The following is an 18,960-nucleotide window of genomic DNA, read 5'->3' as shown; positions in this document are numbered from 1 at the left end:
CAGTCACCTATCACCCTGTTTTAATTGACTTTAATTACTGCTTGTTAGTGGAAATTAACACAAACATCCATTAAGTTAAGATAATAAATGGAAGTTGTATTGGTGATGTTAATGAGCGATAAAAGCAAGCAGAATAAAGACAGTAAATCAGTAATCAAAAATACCGACACAAAAGCTGTACAAAAGGACTTGTCAGCAAAAGCAGATGTCTCAAAAAGAGCCGTAAAAAAAGAACGAGAAACCAAGAAAAAACAAATCTATATTCCGTTGGGTTTAACCCTATCGCTTGTTCTTCCAAGTTTTAGAAAAGCTGATGCTACTGAAACTGATACCTCATCTGCAATTGCGCCTTTAGAATCTCATTCCAAAATCAGTGCCCCTACCGTTCATCACGCTACTGAAACAGAACACAGTGCTTCTGCAACTTCACTAGTTCAGCAGAACATAATCACAACTGCTGATGAAAAAGATAGCAATTCGATTCATTCTCAAGCGCATTCTTCGAACTACTCTCACCATCCAGTTATCTCACATCCCTTTATGAATGTAGGCTACGATGTAGCGAATACTCATGCTTCCGAACTTCAAGGCTATCAAACTGCCTCACCGCAACAACCTACAGAAAGCACAGTTACTTATCGAGAGGAAACACTAACGGGTAAGTATGGGACTCTGACCGTTGGACCAGATGGACATTACGCCTACAACCTAAATCCAAAGTCGCCTGCCTTTATTCTTCTGCAAGGCCATGAATTAGGTACGGACTCATTCGTTATTCATTTGTCGAATGGCCTGCAGCAAACCGTTGCAGTTCCAATCACAGGCAACAACGAAGCAGCCCAATTTAGTGGCGACCTAGCTGGGGCTGTGACAGAGGATCTTAATGTTAACTCTAATGGCTTAATTACCACCCAAGGCACATTGGCGGTTAGCGACCAAGATCACGACCAAGATTCTTTAGTTGCCGTGCATAACCAAGCAACCAAATATGGTGAATTCTCGATTGATGAGTCAGGGCATTGGCAATACCAAGTAAACAACGCGGGCAATACCGTTCAGGCACTAAGCTCTGGGCAAATGTTGCAAGAGACCATCACTGTTCACTCTGTTGATGGCACTGAGCAACAAATAGTTGTGACCATCAACGGGCAAGACGATACTGCGGTCATCTCAGGTAACGATCTAGGGAGTGTTGTTGAAGATAAGCAACCGCAAGTATCAGGTAAGCTAGATGTTACCGATCCCGATGCAAGCCAACAGCATTTCCAGGGTGGTGATTTGGTCGGTACTCTAGGCACACTGCACCTTCAAGATAATGGTGCGTGGACGTACGATCTAGATAACACCAATCCAAAAGTACAAGCTCTAGGGCAAGGTTCAAACGCCACCGATACCATTACGGTTCAATCTGCGGATGGTACGACTCATAAAGTCACCATTACTGTGAACGGCACCAATGATAAAGCCGTGATTGCAGGTACAGACTCAGGTGCGGTAACCGAAGAGTCTCAACTTCAGACCTCAGGCACACTCACGGTAACCGATGTCGATACGGGCGAAGCGCATTTCTCCAATACCGATGTTGTTGGCACTCTGGGCACCCTGCACCTTAAAGACAATGGTGCTTGGTCGTACGATCTGGATAACACTAATCCAACAGTACAAGCACTGGGCCAAGGGAAAACCGCTACAGATACGATCACAGTTCAATCTGCGGATGGTACGACTCATAAAGTCACCATTACTGTGAACGGCACCAATGATAAAGCCGTGATTGCAGGTACAGACTCAGGTGCGGTAACCGAAGAATCTCAACTTCAAACCTCGGGCACACTCACTGCAACGGACGTAGATACCGGCGAAGCGCATTTCTCCAATACCGATGTTGTTGGCACTTTGGGCACCCTGCACCTTAAAGACAATGGTGCTTGGTCGTACGATCTGGATAACACTAACCCTACCGTTCAAGCTTTAGGTAAAGGAGCAACCGCCACCGACACCATTACGGTTCAATCTGCGGATGGTACGACCCATAAAGTCACCATTACTGTAAACGGTACCAATGACAAAGCCGTGATTGCAGGTACTGACTCAGGTGCGGTAACCGAAGAGTCTCAACTTCAAACCTCGGGTACACTTACTGTAACCGATGTCGATACGGGCGAAGCGCATTTCTCCAATACCGATGTTGTTGGCACTCTGGGCACCCTGCACCTTAAAGACAATGGTGCATGGACATACGATTTAGATAACACCAATCCGAAAGTTCAAGCGTTAGGTAACGGAGCAACCGCTACCGATACTATTACCGTTCATTCTGCCGATGGCACACCACACCAAGTTAAAATTACGGTTAACGGCACCAATGACAAAGCCGTGATTGCAGGTACCGACTCAGGCGCGGTAACCGAAGAATCTCAACTTCAAACCTCGGGTACACTTACTGTAACCGATGTCGATACCGGCGAAGCACATTTCTCCAATACCGATATCGCAGGAACATTAGGTACATTACACCTAACAGACTCTGGCGCTTGGACGTACGATCTGGACAATACTAACCCAACCGTTCAAGCGTTAAGTAAAGGAGCAACCGCCACCGACACCATTACGGTTCAATCTGCGGATGGTACGACCCATAAAGTCACCATTACTGTAAACGGTACCAATGACAAAGCCGTTATTGCAGGTAGCGACTCAGGTGCGGTAACCGAAGAATCTCAACTTCAAACTTCAGGAACACTGACGGTAACGGACGTCGATACCGGCGAAGCGCATTTCTCCAATACCGATGTTGTTGGCACTTTGGGCACCCTGCACCTTAAAGACAATGGTGCGTGGACATACGATTTAGATAACACCAATCCGAAAGTTCAAGCGTTAGGTAACGGAGCAACCGCTACCGATACTATTACCGTTCATTCTGCCGATGGCACACCACACCAAGTTAAAATTACGGTTAACGGCACCAATGACAAAGCCGTGATTGCAGGTACTGACTCAGGTGCGGTAACCGAAGAGTCTCAACTTCAAACCTCGGGTACACTTACTGTAACCGATGTCGATACGGGCGAAGCGCATTTCTCCAATACCGATATCGCAGGAACATTAGGTACATTACACCTAACAGACTCTGGCGCTTGGACGTACGATCTGGACAATACTAACCCAACCGTTCAAGCGTTAAGTAAAGGAGCAACCGCCACCGACACCATTACGGTTCAATCTGCGGATGGCACGACCCATAAAGTCACCATTACTGTGAACGGCACTAATGATAAAGCGGTAATAGCAGGTACCGACTCAGGTGCTGTAACCGAAGAATCTCAACTTCAAACCTCGGGTACACTTACTGTAACCGATGTCGATACCGGCGAAGCACACTTCTCCAATACCGATATTGCGGGCAACTTGGGCACTCTACATCTTACCGATTCAGGCGCTTGGACTTACGATCTCGATAATACAAACCCTACCGTTCAAGCGTTAGGTAAAGGAGCAACCGCTACTGACATCATTACAGTTCAATCGGCCGATGGTACGACCCATAAAGTCACCATTACCGTGAACGGCACCAATGATAAAGCCGTGATTGCAGGTACCGACTCAGGCGCGGTAACCGAAGAATCTCAACTTCAAACCTCGGGTACACTTACTGTAACCGATGTCGATACCGGCGAAGCACACTTCTCTAATACTGATGTTGTTGGCACTCTGGGTACCCTGCACCTTAAAGACAATGGTGCATGGACATACGATCTGGATAACACTAACCCTACCGTTCAAGCTTTAGGTAAAGGAGCAACCGCCACCGACACCATTACGGTTCAATCTGCGGATGGTACGACCCATAAAGTCACCATTACTGTAAACGGTACCAATGACAAAGCCGTTATTGCAGGTACTGACTCAGGTGCGGTAACCGAAGAATCTCAACTTCAAACTTCAGGAACACTGACGGTAACGGACGTCGATACCGGCGAAGCGCACTTCTCCAACACCGATATCGCAGGCACTCTGGGCACCCTGCACCTTAAAGACAATGGTGCGTGGACATACGATCTCGATAACACTAACCCTACCGTTCAAGCTTTAGGTAAAGGAGCAACCGCCACCGACACCATTACGGTTCAATCTGCGGATGGTACGACCCATAAAGTCACCATTACTGTAAACGGTACCAATGACAAAGCCGTGATTGCAGGTACTGACTCAGGTGCGGTAACCGAAGAGTCTCAACTTCAAACCTCGGGTACACTTACTGTAACCGATGTCGATACGGGCGAAGCGCATTTCTCCAATACCGATGTTGCGGGCAACTTGGGCACTCTACATCTTACCGATTCAGGCGCTTGGACATATGATCTCGACAACTCAAATCCTGCAGTTCAAGCACTAGCTAAAGGCCAGCACGCCAAAGACATCATTACCGTTCACTCTACCGATGGCACCCCCCATCAAGTGGCTATTACCGTAAATGGTGCAAACGATGCTGCTCAAATAACCGGAACAACAACCGGAGCGGTCACCGAAGATCGTATTTATGGCATGCAATGGTTAGTTGTAAATAGCCACATGAATGTCACTGATACAGACGCAGGGGAGGCTCACTTCGACCCTGTGCTACATGCCCAAAATAATGCAGGCATTGGCTACACCTCCACACTAGGAGCTTCGGTTGTTGTAGCGCCCGATGGCGATTGGCATTACCAACTGGATAATAATATTCAGCAGGTTCAGTCTTTAGGCCAAGGTCAGTCCTATGTCGATAAGGTCACAGTACATACCGTAGATGGCACAACGCAAGAACTACAAATCACCATCACGGGTACCAATGATGCGCCAACGGTTACAGGCAGTCGCGTATTGCCAGTTGGCACCGAGGATCAAACTCTTCGCATCACGCAGACTCAATTAGTAGCAGGTGCGACTGATATCGATAAAAACGATGCAGGCACTTTGCACGTTGATGCAGTAACCGCCGATCACGGCACAGTTACGCATAATGCCGATGGTTCATTTACGTTCCATCCAGACCAAGACTACAACGGTAAAGTCCAGTTTACTTACGATGTAAAAGACGCACATGGTGGTTCAGTGCAAGCCACTGCATCGTCTACTCTCGCTGCTACTGCAGATGCAGCAACTATCTCAGGTGTCGATACCGGCGATGTCCATGAAGGACACACTTTCACCGCACCAGACGGTAGTATGACTGGTGGCTATGTTGATGACCGTTCACCTGATCATATGCATGGAAACATCGGGAAATTGTGGAACGATGAAATTCATACCGATGGCCACCTATCGATAGTGGATGCTGATGCAGGTGAAAGCTATGCCCAAACAGGCGTTTATTATGGTTCACATGGTCGTGTCATACTTCAAACTAACGGGGACTGGAGCTACTTTGCTTCCATCGGCCAAGATGCAACCGGCAGAGCTATTGATCATCTGGGTAAAGGGGAATCACTAACCGATACTGTCACCGTTAAATCTGCAGATGGCACCACACACGATATCGTTATCACCATTCATGGCGATAACGACCGTCCGTATTGTTCTGGTGAGGTGCAACTTAACAGCGGTAAAGAAGATCTTGCGCAAACCATCACTGTATCTGAGCTATTGGCAAACACCGTAGATGTAGATACGAACGACATAGGCAAACTGACGATTACGAATCTTCATGCCGATCATGGATCTATTCTAGATAATCAAGACGGTACCTTCACTTTCACACCAACTAAAGATTATAACGGTCAGGTTCATTTCACTTATGATGTGCAAGATGCTCACGGCGGGGTTACGCATACGGGCGCAACCACTTCATTGAGTGCAGTAGGTGATACAGCAGTTATTGGCGGGCAAGACACCTTTACTGTTCAAGAGGACCATAACCTTACCCTAAACTCGGGTAGTACAATCATATACAACGGCCAATTGACCATTACTGACGCCGATGCTGGAGAGAATCATTTTGACAGCAATCTTCATCAAAATCAGCAAACAGGCACATGGGATACCGGATATACAACACAGGAAGGTGGAAAGCTCATTCTTCAATCCAATGGTTCATATCGCTATGAGATTGATAATAGCCTCGTAAAGATTCAATCTCTCGGTAGTAGTGAAACATTAATTGATACTGTTACTGTACGCTCTGCTGATGGTACGCCTCATCAAATTCAAGTCACTATCCAAGGTGACAATGATGCTCCCGTTGTTAGCTCAGCAGTGACACTTGCGGCTGGTACTGAAGATACAGATGTCGTTCTACACGCTTCTGATTTACTCGCCAACGCTACAGACATCGACCACAATGATGCGGGGAAACTCTCTGTAGCAAATCTAATCGCGGATCATGGCAATATCACCGATAATCATGACGGAACCTTCACCTTTCATCCTACACAAGATTACAACGGCAAGGTCTCCTTTACCTATGATGTGCAGGATGCTCATGGTGGAAGTGTAGCTACATCAGCCTCAATCACTCTGGCTCCCACACGTGATTCTGCTGTAATTTCTGGTGATAATACCGGAACGATTATTGAAGATCATAATGTTGGTCATAGTTCATTACATCCTGTCGCCGCATCGGGTTTGCTGAGTGTGACAGATCCTGATGCAGGGCAAGACCATTTTCAGGTCAATCGGTTATTAGGAGAACAGGCGATTCACGACCCATTTGGTGGATTTTTGCGCATAACACCAAATGGCGCTTGGGGGTATGAAGTAGCCAACAGTCGCTTGCAATCATTAGCTGAAGGTGAAGTAGAAAAAGTTGTATATCGTGTTTATTCTGCAGACCACACTGCCCACGATATAACCATTACGGTGACGGGCACCAATGATCGACCGACCATCACTGCGACGACACTTGCACATGGCACTGAAGATACACATTACCAAATGCAGGCGAGTCAGTTCGGATTCACCGACATCGATACAGGCGATACGCTACATTCCATAGCAATCACAGATCTTCCTCCAGCAACACAAGGTAAGTTTTTACTTGATGGACACGATGTTACAACGGGACAACAGATCCCTACAGCTGACATCAGTAAACTTCAGTTCGTTCCTGCGCAAGATTTTAATGGCGATGTTCAGTTTAAATATACTGTTAACGATGGGCATACCGACTCTACAGAGGCTAGCAACACACTTCATATTGATGCGGTTGGGGACTCAGCCGTAATCACTGGAACGATAACTGGCGATGTCGATGAAGGGCATGGCACCTATCATGACCGGTCACCAAACTACGCACAGCCTGGGATGGCTAAATTAACCAATGACCCTTTATACACTGATGGCAAGTTAGAGATTATTGACCCAGACACTGGCGAAGCACAATTTGATACAAAAGGCGTGGGCTACTCATACCACGGAACCTATGGTCAATTAATATTAAATGCTGATGGTAATTGGCACTATAAGGTCACCGTCGGTAGCAACCAACAAAACGTTGCCACTCAGATCGATCAATTAGGCGATGGTCAGCAATTAACGGATACGATTACCGTATACTCTAAAGATGGTACTGCGCAAGACATTGTGATTACCATTCATGGCGATAACGACAGACCTTACATCAGCTCTGAAGTGACACTTGCTACAGGTACCGAAGACACCGCTCTTACTTTTACAAAGGCTGACTTGCTTGCCAATACTGTCGATGTGGATGCCAATGACGCAGGTAAGCTTTCCATTGCTAATCTGCTAGTCGACCACGGATCTGTTGTTGATAACAAAGATGGCACCTACACCTTCACACCAGATAAAGACTACAACGGTCAAGTACACTTCGCCTATGACGTCAAAGATGCACACGGCGGAGTAACCCATACCGGAGCGAGTACGACACTTGCGGCAGTCGATGACAAAACCATTATTTCTGGCGTTGACCATGGTGTAGCGACTGAAGATGTAGCCACTGTTGTTTATACGAATCCCCATATTATGGACGCTGTTGATTGGCAAGCGCTACAAATTACGGATGTAGACAGCCCTAACACTCAAGTCACGGTCGAATTTGCAGGCAAACAATACACATGGAATATAGGCAGTGACCTAGATGTTACGACTCCTTATGGCAGATTCCAGTTCCACACTATCGCAAGTGGACCTCATCAAGGTGAGCATTCGTGGAGTTATATTGGCGACAATAATAATGTTCACGTTCAAGAATTAAAGCATGGTGAATCATTCACTGAATCTATAAAGCTAATAGCAACCGATGGTACTGAATTTCCTATTACGGTTAAGGTTAACGGCACAGAGGATGGGGTCATCATCGATTCCAATTCAGAACTGGGTCATGTCGTCGAAAATGCCCAAACAGGCGCTTCAGTTTCCGGCAATGTAGTCGCACACGATGTTGATCTCCACGATACGGTGAGCTGGACACAAACACCAACAGGTGGCATTAGCGGTCAGTATGGCACGTTCCACCTAAGTGCAGACGGACAATGGCATTATGACGTTGACCAGAGTAAAGCGACAAAACTAGGAGACGGTGACGAGTATTGGGAGCACTTTACGGTTGAGGCAGTGTCTACTGATGGTAGCCATGTCTCGAAAAGTGTCTCCGTTGTTGTGCATGGCAATAATGATGTACCAACCGTTAGTGGTGAGGTCTCTTTACCTTCAGGTAAAGAAGATACTTCAATACATATTACACAAGCTGAGTTAATCGCTAATGCGACAGATGTTGATACTAACGATAGAGGTTGGTTACACGTTGAAAACTTGACTGCAGACCACGGCAATTTGGTATCAAATTCAGATGGCAGTTTTACCTTTAACCCCGATCCTAATTACAACGGAACGGTTCACTTTACTTACGATGTTGCGGATAGACACGGTGGTATTGCTCATACGGGAGCAAACACAACGCTTGCAGCTGTTAATGATGTCGCAACATTTACCGGTGACTCCGGCAGCATTGGTGAAGATACAAATCTTCAACACAACATACATATTTCTGGGCAGCCAACCGTTCCAGACGCCCTTGTTTGTCAAGGACACCTGGTTATCTCTGATGTTGATGGGCAAGGTGAAGCCGCATTAGATCTCAAAGGTCAGTCACTTGTATCGCAGGATGGAACCTATGGACACTTTATTGTTAAACCTAATGGGTCTTGGCTCTATACGGCAGACAACAATAGTGTTCCTATTCAAGACTTAGACAATGGGCAAACACTCACAGATAGCATTGAAATCACCTCAAAAGACGGTACCAAGCATTCCATTACAGTGACTATTAATGGGACTACTGATGCTCCTAGTTTGCACAGCCTCACTGATTCTGGCATCCAAAATAGTGGACCAATAGAAGGGAACCTAATTACTGGATTAGGGACTCATGAAGGATTAAGTGGTGCCGCAACAGACACCGATTCCAACGCTCATCTGGTGTTGCAAGATATCCAAATAAAAGACCCGGTTTCAGGTTATGTCGCAGTCAAGCCCGGGCAGCCCCATACCATGATGGGCATAGGCACACTCGCGATCGAAGCGAATGGTCATTATACCTTCACACCGGAAGCAGGTTTTTCAGGTAAAGTGCCAAACATGGTTTATCGAGTAGGCGATGAGGGTGGTAACCCAATAGGCGACTCTTCTCAAAACTCTCTCTCTATTGAAGTCACGCCTCCTCTACAACATGCGCCAACGGTGACAGGGCAAACCGTTTCTACAAATGAAGACATCACCAGAACCATTACGACCAGTGAATTTGGTTACAGTGATCAAGATGGCGATGCGTTACAGTTCGTGACTATTAACAGCATACCGAGTCATGGATTATTACTTCTAAACGGTAACGCCGTAACCGCCAACCAGCAAATCAGCAAGGCTGACTTAGACGCAGGCCATTTAACTTTCACGCCGAACAATAATGAAAACGGCGCCAACTATGCGCAATTTACATTTACTGCGAATGATGGCCATAAAAATTCGGCAAACGCAACGATGGTAGTGGATGTCAATGCAGTCAATGATGCACCTATCGTTGGATCGAGTTTTATTAGTTCTTTAGAAGATAAGCCTCATGCGTTCACCACCGCAGACTTTAAATATTCTGATATTGATGGAGATGCGTTAAACCACATCACGATTACCAATGTCGCCCATGGCGTGTTATCGCTGAATGGCACCACAGTGAATGTTGGTGATGACGTCAGCGCCTCCGACGTTTCATCACTCATCTTCACCCCAACTCACAACTACTTTAGTTCTGGTGTCAGCGGATTAGGAGGGGTGCAATTTACCGCAAACGATGGTCATCTTGATTCAAAAGAAGGGTCAATACTCATTAATATAGCGAGTGTCGCTGACCCTGCAACATTCAGTGGAGACTCCACAGGAGTGGCCAAAGAAGACATAACACTTCAAGCTTCAGGTACGTTGACGGCGAGTGATCCTGATGGAACAGCAGGGTTTACCGCGGTACAGGGTGGAGCTGGAATAGCCGGAAGCAAAGGCTATGGGCACGCTCATATCGATGTAAATGGTCACTGGACTTACGACCTTGATAACAACCATCCTATAGTTCAACAGCTTAGCGAAGGTCAGACAGACACTGAAACCATCACGGTTCAATCTGCAGATGGCACGCACCATGATATCGTGGTTACCATTACCGGCACCAATGACGCACCGATTCTCGGCGTTAACCAAACATCATCAACGACAGGTACATTAACAGAGACTGATGTAGATGTTACTGACTCTCATACCTTCTCTATTGTCAGTTCAACCGGGCAATTCGGTTCATTGTCGGTAGATCCAAACACTGGTGACTACATCTACACACCAAATACGTCTATCACAGGAATGAGTTATAACTCTGCCACCAACTCCTATCATGGTGTCGATGTATTCGAAGTAAAAGTCAGTGACGGCCATACTGAAGATTCGAAATTCATCACCTTTGATGCCTCCGGACATGTCACCATGTCACCAACGGGTGGCCTAGTCATATCAACCACAGTGCCTCAACAACCTACAGTTACAACGACACTACCAACCATGCTAATGGTCACCAACGTAGCAACAACGAACTCGGTGACATTGGATTTAGCATCAACGAGTGACTCGGGTTCGTCGAACACTGACAACCTTACCAACGACACTACCCCCACAATTACTGGGCATACTGATATCCCATTCTCGAAAGTCACGGTTTACGATGGTTCAACACCCGTTGGACACGCGGTGTCTGATGCATCTGGACAATATAGTGTTGCAGTAAGCAGTTTATCGGAGGGTGACCATAATCTATCCGCTAAAGCATTGGCTCCTTCGTCAGTGGTACCTGCTACGTCTTCGCTTCTTTCCGTCCATATAGATACGCAAGTGCACGTCGGTATTCAAACAGACCCAATTACTGCCGACAATGTGATTAATGCTCAAGAATCCAATAGCTCCATTGACATTACCGGATCCGTTTCTGGCGATTATAATGCAGGCGACATTGTGACTTTAGATGTAAATGGGACACAGCATACTGGTGCCGTAGATGCGAAAGGGCACTATTCAATTGCCGTACCTGGCAGTGAACTCATTGCCGATGCTGACCAAAAAATAGAGGCCTCAATAGCGGTAACAGATACCGCAGGTAATAGCGCTCATGCCACTACAGATGTTACTTACCAAGTCGATACACAGGTTAGCGTTCCTACGATTACTTTTGAAAACGCAGGGGCAGACAACTTATACAGCAAAGCTGAAATCGCCCGAGGACAGGCAAACACGATCACAGCAACGGTTACGCCTCCTGGTGATGCCAAAATCGGTGAGCATCTTGTTGTTAACGGACAGGATCATGTATTAGATGCTCACAGTCTTCAGCATGGAATACAAATTGAAGTTCATCCCGGTTCTAATGTACAAGCAACAATGACTGACGAACACGGTAATACCGCAGGTAGCCAAGGTTTTGCTGCCAGTGCTATACCTGAACCTATCATTGTCAGACCACCATCTGGAAGTCACCAAGTGTCTGGCACGCTTGGCGTACCGCCACTGCTACCGTCCTTAACTCCAGTACCAACCGCACAAAGCGGATGGCGAATCCATTTACCTAATGGGCAGTATGTGACTAGTCATCAAGGGCAATATGGAACATTAACCATTGACCCTAAGACCGGCTACTTACATTATCAAGAGCAAGCCCAAGTTCACACAGGTCCACATGGCAGCGCTTCGGGTATCGGTCAACACGAAGATAAATTTGAAGTGGCATTACAAGGGACAAATCAAGATGAAGTTGTCGCCCATGTGAATATCCAGATACTCAGTCATGGGCCTGGACATAGTGGAAAGCTAACCGTTGGAACTGAAGTGGTTGATATGACAATCACGCCTATCGTCCATACATCACACCCTGCTCCACCACCGCCTCCACCACCCCAAAGTGACGAGTCTCATTCTAGCCCAGAGACAATTGAGGTCACCCTATATGCGGATGATGACAATACCCATCATGATCTAATGGCGGGATTAAGTGCACTGGCGGACGATCATAGCTCTTCGGGAAGCAATCCATATACGGATATTGTGGGTCTTCACGATGCGCCACAAGCGGATGACTCTGCGATGCCAACACCAGAGCCTGCGCCTGATTTAGATTTACTACTCAATCAGGCCGATGATCTTGCTCATCAGCATCCAGTTGATGCCTTTATTGATAACAATGGCGAAGAGCACAAAGCGGATGATCAGCATGTATTGGATGAAGAACATATCCAACATGACCTACCGGATGTGATGGATTTACCTGATCACCACCATTGATTGATGGGTGTATAATTAAACAAAGAAGCAATTTGGTTTAGACAAGGAATCAGTATGAAGACGGTATTTAAATTAGCAGTAATCGCATCGCCTGTGTTGTTAGCAGCTTGTGGGGGCAGTGATAGTGATAATTCGCCCTCACTCAACGACTTTGATGTAGATTTTCAGTCGTTTAACTATGTAAGCACTGGTGTTAGCTTAGAGGCGGAATACAGTGTAGAGCCATTTTCTCAAGAGGTTACCTTGTTCGATGGTTCGGTGTACGGCGTAGTCACCAATAAAAGTCTACGTATTCAATATGAAGGTGCAGAGCTTCCGTCTTACAAGGTAGAAGTGGCGCTGAAAGACACGAATACTGACACAGTATTAGATGAACAAGATCTTAATGTAAGCTCTTCTAGCGATGATAAGTTGGTGTTTGCGGTTGGAGATCTTACTAATGCCGTAGATGATCCACCTCGCTTGATTATCTTCGATGAACCTGATGATGAAGTACCTGATGGCAAGGTCGCATTGTATGTAATGAATCTAAGAGACACCTCATCTACTGCTAGCACATATAGCATCAGTATCGACGGTACACAGGTTCAAAGCGGACTGACTCAGGGCGCATTATCTTCGGTCATTGAAGTAGCAGAGAGTGCTGATGTCCTCATTACCGTAACAGATAATAATACATCTCAAGATTGTACGATTACTAACTTTGACTGGAGCGTTGATGACGAATGGATTGTGGTGTTCGACAAGGCGAGCTTGAACCAATGTTATGAACCCAAGGCTATAGACTAACCTTCAGGCGGAATGGAGAGACAGTTTTATTGCGCTCGTAGAACCAGATTCCCGACCAGTGTGCTGGCCCAGAAAAGCACTCGGGAATGACGTGTACGTAGGCATATGAAAAGAGAATATAAACACCACGTCATCCTGATGAAAACTGGAAGCCAGCCCAGCAGGATCTTAGAGCGCACATTCTCACTACTCTGCACTCATACGCTCGTCGTACCGGAAATGTTTTATCGGGGACCTTTTCAATAAGAAAACAGCGCTATATAGCGCTGTTTTTATTTTATCCAACCAAATGAAATCTACCTTTCCCCAAATGCCCTGCTCACATTGGTATAAATAGGTTTCCACAGATACTGGAAGACCGTCTTCTCACCGGTAGTGATGTCCACTTCTCCTGTCATACCGGGCAATATCGTAAATTGCTCAGGATTATCACGGAAATAAGCCTTCTCCACATCTACGGTCACATCATAATAAATCTCACCACGCTCAGTTTGACTGGTGGTTGGAGAAATATTGATAACAGTACCCTTAAGTGCGCCAAATCGAGAGTAATCAAAGGCATCTACCTTCACTCGTGCTGGTTGGCCTACAGAAACAAAGCCGATATCTCTTGGAGAAAGCTTGGCTTTAAAGCGCGCCTTGCCCTCGACAGGTACAATCTCAACAATAGTGCCACCAGGTTGAATAACACCGCCTCTCTTAGTGGTAGGTAGGCTTTGAATCAACCCTTTTACCGGCGAGGTCACTAGTGTATTGCTGACCTTTGCTTGACCGGAACGCAGTCTCGCGCGCAAAGCTGATAATTCATCTACCGCTTTAGAGCGCTCTTTACTTGCCTCGAGTTTTGCTTCAGCAAGTAGTTGATCAATCTTCAAGACCGTCGCTTCTGCTTGGTTTACAAGAACGGCTTTCTTGCCTTTGTCTTGCTCTACTTCAGCTTCTATAGAGGCAATGGTTTGTCTCATTTCCAACACACGTATTTTAGAAATACTTCCAGTTTTTAAACCCTTTTCCAAAATAGCCAGCTCGTTCTGAGAGGCCCTTAATTGACGGATTGCAGCTGGCAGTTCACGGTCAATACTCTTTAACTGCCCAGCAATCTGCTCACTCTCTTTTTCTAATACAATGCGTTTTTGAAAATACACTTTTTTAGCCGCAGCAAGTTGTGCTCGCTGCTCAGCGACTACCGCAGGATACGATTCTTCGTACTCTGAATAGTTGGGCTCTCGTTCTTCTATAAGAGCCGTTAAACGTTCAATAGTTAACTTTAGTGATGCCTCTTGCGCCTTCAATTCATCTAAAGCAGACGCTTGGAAGGTATCATCAAACTCTACAATGGAGTCACCGACTTCAACTAAGTCCCCTCTTTTAACAAAGACTGTTTTTAGTTTGCCGCCCAATTCACTTTGTATGACCTGACGCTCACCCTCTGGAATCACTGCACCTTTAGCTTTGGCAATTTCATCTACTTTGGTGAGCACTGACCAAGCTGAAAACGCTGCCACACAGATAGCGATTAATAATGTGCTGTAACCTAGAAGGCGCTTGATCGCCCCAGATTCAATCACCTCTACATGATTATCACTCATGAAGACACCTCCATTGCCGCTGGCGGTTGCGCGCCTTCTTCTTGCGCCTCGGGAACAGGCCCGGCATAAACAAGGTTGCCCCCGTCAAGGATAACCACTTGATCAGCTAAACTGATCATCTCTTTATCATGCGTCGTCATTACCACAGTTGCCGCGCCTCGTTTTGATAGAATCCATTCTTTCATTTCAACAGCAGGGTTATCCAACAGATACATTGGAAAGTCATGCAGCCTAAATTTTGCATCAATAAGAATATCAGTAACCACACCCACCACATCATTGTTTACTAGCGTCATCAGCTGAGTGTTAATACCTTCCGGCAGGGATGACAACCATTCCTCGCCACCAGCCGCCACAATACTTGCCACTATGTCTTCATCATTACAGGCTCGACTGTCCGCAATAAACTCTTTTATGGATAGAACGGGAAGCACTCTTCTCGCCGGCATATACCCTAACCATTGACGGTACAATAAGGGATCATACTGAGAAAGATTGCTGCCATTCACTTTCACTGAGCCATTTTGCGTGGGTACCAGTGCAGAAATCACCTCTAATAACGAGGTTTTCCCCGATGCCATTGGCCCTGTAACTACCACTAGTTGCCCCGGCTCTATAGAAAAGCTTATCCCTGACAATGCAGGCTTTTGCTGGCTCGGGTAACGCAGAGTGACTTGATCCAACTCGATTGTTGGCGGCTTGTCGGAAAGCGGTTGATGCTGATAAATAAAGTCCCCTTCAACCGTTTGCGACAGTGCAAAGTTCACTTGCTGTTTTGCACCCGTCACTTGTTTAAAGCGTCCAGAGCTGTTGGCGAGCATTTGAGCAGGGCCTGTTACTCGAGAGATAAGCATCATGCTGGCAATAAGGCCACCGGCCGTCATTACTTCGTTGAAAATCAAGTCAATCCCCAGCGCAATCACCGCTAAGGTACTAAGCAAACCCACCGCATAATAAATGGAGGTGTACTTAGCTTGGTGAGCCACGTGATCAAAGCTATTTTTAGATGCCAGGTAGTTGGCCTTTTTGAAGCGCTTCAACCAGTGTCCTAAGTACCCTGTGCTTCTCAAGAACGTCAGCTTAGTGTTGATCTCCATAAGGAGACTGTTTCTTGAGGTACCAGCAATGGTTTGCCTATTCGATTTTTGCGCAATACGTTTTTGGCTTCGTACCGCAAGCAGGAAATACACGAGCAAAGCAACTATAGGAACAACAACAATCCAACCACCCAAAAATCCAATGGCCACAATAAACAACAGAACAAACGGGGCATCAAATAACGCGCCCCCCAAAGGCCCTTGCGCTACGCCTTTTAAGCTTTCTGCATTGGTCAGCCTTGCCATCAAGCTAGAACCATTTGTTAACCGATTTTGAGCAAGCGGTGTGGCAAGAACTTTGTTAATGATTGCCTCTGATATCTCCCTACTAATGCGGTTTGAGATAGTCGAAAGAAGCTGACTACGAAGCACCTTCAAAGACAGAATCATGCTAAACAGTAATAAGGCGCCAATGCCTATTCCCATCACCTCATGCCCGGCATCGCCCGCGATGACATGGTCATAGACTGACATAGTGACAAACGGAATCATCAAGGCAAATAAATTGGCGATGAAGCTAATCGTTAACAACTTTGGAATAAGCGGACGATACTGGTTGAGTTGGTTGCCCAACCAATCTGGTGAGTGTTTTTCTTCAGGATAGCCCGTAATTACAATAAACAAGGAATCTATTGCGGCCTTAGGGGTTGCTGCTTCAACAAACTCTTGGCCTTCAAATTCTTGATAGCCACCTAAAGAGTAACGCCCTACGGTTGCCTGTTCTTTTTGAATTTGAAGCACAGCAATGTGCTCTTGTTTACCAATCGCTTTGTTGCTCCCGAGTACTTGAAACGGGATAGCAAGACGCTCTAGTAAAGTCAGCAAATCATCCAACGACTCGACATTGTTCTGTTGTTGCCATTGCTTGCAAAAGTGCTGGTGATTGGTGTCCGCATCGATCGCTTGTAAAAGACCAAATACGCTCTGAGACAAAGTATAAATCATTGGTTATTCTCCACTTTACTTGGAGAAACACGCTTAGTAGCAAGCTCCAATATGTCAGGGTTTCGACTATTAATGATGAAGCTTCTGCCATTTTTAGAGTAATACTCAATCACTTTAATTAACTGAGAAATTGATTCCAGATCTAAGTCTTGCTCAGGGCAATCCAATAACACCAGTGAGGTAGGCTTAGCCAATTGCGCGGTAATAGCCACAAGCTTAATACTGCCATCGCTGAGGTTATTACCAATCTGCATGCCGACCTTAGTCTCCACACCATTTGGAAGTTCGGCGATAATTCTTTGCAACCCTATAGCTTTCGCTATGGTTTGCGCCGCTTCGTTATTGTTAGAGTCAAAGCCACTTAAGTTATCTAGCAACGAACCGGAAACCACCTGTGGTTGTCGCACCACTGCGCTAATCTGCGATAAATGATTGTGCGCCTGTTCACTAAGTACAGCATCATTCCAACTAATCGAGCCGGAATCGACACTCTCTACCCCAGCAACGGCTGCCAACAAGAAGCTATTGGCAAGGGTTTCAGACTCGAGTACCACCACATCGCCAGGAGTCACATCAAATGAATACTGATAAGGGGTGTTAAGCAACGAGATCTTCGCTTCATCTAACGCGAGTTTCTGGAGTGGCTCAAGGTACGTGCGATTGGATTGAGAGTCTTCATGATCAATCGCATTGAGTAGTTTTGAGACGGCTTCGTTCGACGCTTTAAAGGTGCTGTATTTTAAGCGAAGACCCATAAGCGCGCTCATAGGCGCAACTGCACGACCCGATAATATAGAGCAAGCGGCTAATCCACCTGTGGTTAGCGTACCTGCTAGTACATCTAAGCTACCTACCAAAACAATCGCCACCGATGTGCCCAGTGCCGCTACTTGAATGGCCTCTTGCGCAATGCTTGTTTGACGCTCAGCTTCAGAGCTAGCCAGCCAACGCTTTTGATTTAGCTTGCGGAAAAAGTGGAAGATTTTAGCTTCGTTTGCTTGTGCTTTTATCGTTTCAATCTTTGAAAAGATCGATACCACTAAATCGCTTCTATCCAATTCACTATTCGCAGCATTTTGTGCGTGCGTATTAGAGCGACTAGAAAACACCCACACTAACACAGCAGTGATGGCCCACACGATGATAGGGATAATCACCAGATTTCCGCCAACATAGTAAACCAGACCCAAGAATATCAAGACGAATGGCACATCTATCAAACCACTGACAAACCCGCCTGAGTAAAAGTCTTTGATTTGACTGATGCCTTTAAAGCCTTCTTGCAAGGTACCTGGATGCAGGGCTCTTACCTGCTTAAAAGAGATGGTATCTAGCTTGTGAACCAATATTTCATAAGAACTGCGTTCAGTATTGGTCGCTGCTGCACCTAGCAACCAAGTACGAACAAAACGTAAGAAGGCATCTAGCAGTATCGCAACGCTCGCCCCAGCTAAAAGTAATGTGGCGGTACCATAAGCTTGGTTAGGTAGAATTCTGTCGTATATCTGCAAGACAACCAATGGAATAGCTAAAGACAAAATATTAATGAGTAGTGATGGTGCTAAGACTTCTTTAATTGTTTGTCTTTTTCTGGCGCTGGTATCGAAAAAGGAATCCATTTAAGTTCTTACACTCCCTGTAAGCGATGTTTCATTAAAAAAACGTATAGTTAATCAGTAGTTACATTAAAGAGATAACAATTTCAGTCTAGTATCTTTGACGAGTATTTCACA

The 18,960-nt window shown here is 45.9% G+C and carries 5 protein-coding genes; 2 read left to right on the top strand and 3 right to left on the bottom strand.

The annotated features are described in order from the left end of the window. Nucleotides 1-111 precede the first annotated feature (111 nt). Nucleotides 112-12,807: a VCBS domain-containing protein gene (locus tag OCU35_RS14390; RefSeq protein ID WP_261826356.1), complete on the top strand. Its 12,696-nt coding sequence runs from the start codon at nt 112-114 to the stop codon at nt 12,805-12,807. 54 nt (nt 12,808-12,861) lie between these two features. Next, nucleotides 12,862-13,596, top strand: coding sequence for a hypothetical protein (locus tag OCU35_RS14385; RefSeq protein WP_261826355.1), 735 nt, complete (start codon nt 12,862-12,864; stop codon nt 13,594-13,596). A gap of 296 nt (nt 13,597-13,892) precedes the next feature. Here the strand turns inward: OCU35_RS14385 and OCU35_RS14380 are convergent, their stop codons facing one another. From OCU35_RS14380 to OCU35_RS14370, 3 genes are read right to left on the bottom strand one after another with little or no spacing between them, the layout of a single operon-like run. Beyond that, nucleotides 13,893-15,185 carry an HlyD family type I secretion periplasmic adaptor subunit gene (locus OCU35_RS14380; RefSeq protein ID WP_261826354.1) on the bottom strand — a complete coding sequence of 431 codons (1,293 nt, stop codon included), beginning with the start codon at nt 15,183-15,185 and terminating at the stop codon, nt 13,893-13,895. Next, on the bottom strand, nt 15,182-17,227 hold the full coding sequence (locus OCU35_RS14375; RefSeq protein ID WP_261826353.1) for an ABC transporter transmembrane domain-containing protein: 2,046 nt from the start codon (nt 17,225-17,227) through the stop codon (nt 15,182-15,184). Before OCU35_RS14375 ends, OCU35_RS14380 begins: the two co-directional genes overlap by 4 nt. Next, nucleotides 17,224-18,846: an ABC transporter transmembrane domain-containing protein gene (locus tag OCU35_RS14370; protein ID WP_065210880.1), complete on the bottom strand. Its 1,623-nt coding sequence runs from the start codon at nt 18,844-18,846 to the stop codon at nt 17,224-17,226. The genes OCU35_RS14375 and OCU35_RS14370 overlap by 4 nt, the downstream gene beginning before the upstream one ends. Nucleotides 18,847-18,960: the final 114 nt, after the last annotated feature.

It is taken from the genome of Vibrio breoganii (genome assembly GCF_024346795.1).
GTDB classification, from domain to species: Bacteria; Pseudomonadota; Gammaproteobacteria; order Enterobacterales; family Vibrionaceae; genus Vibrio; species Vibrio breoganii.
This window is presented reverse-complemented; position numbering and strand designations above follow the sequence as displayed.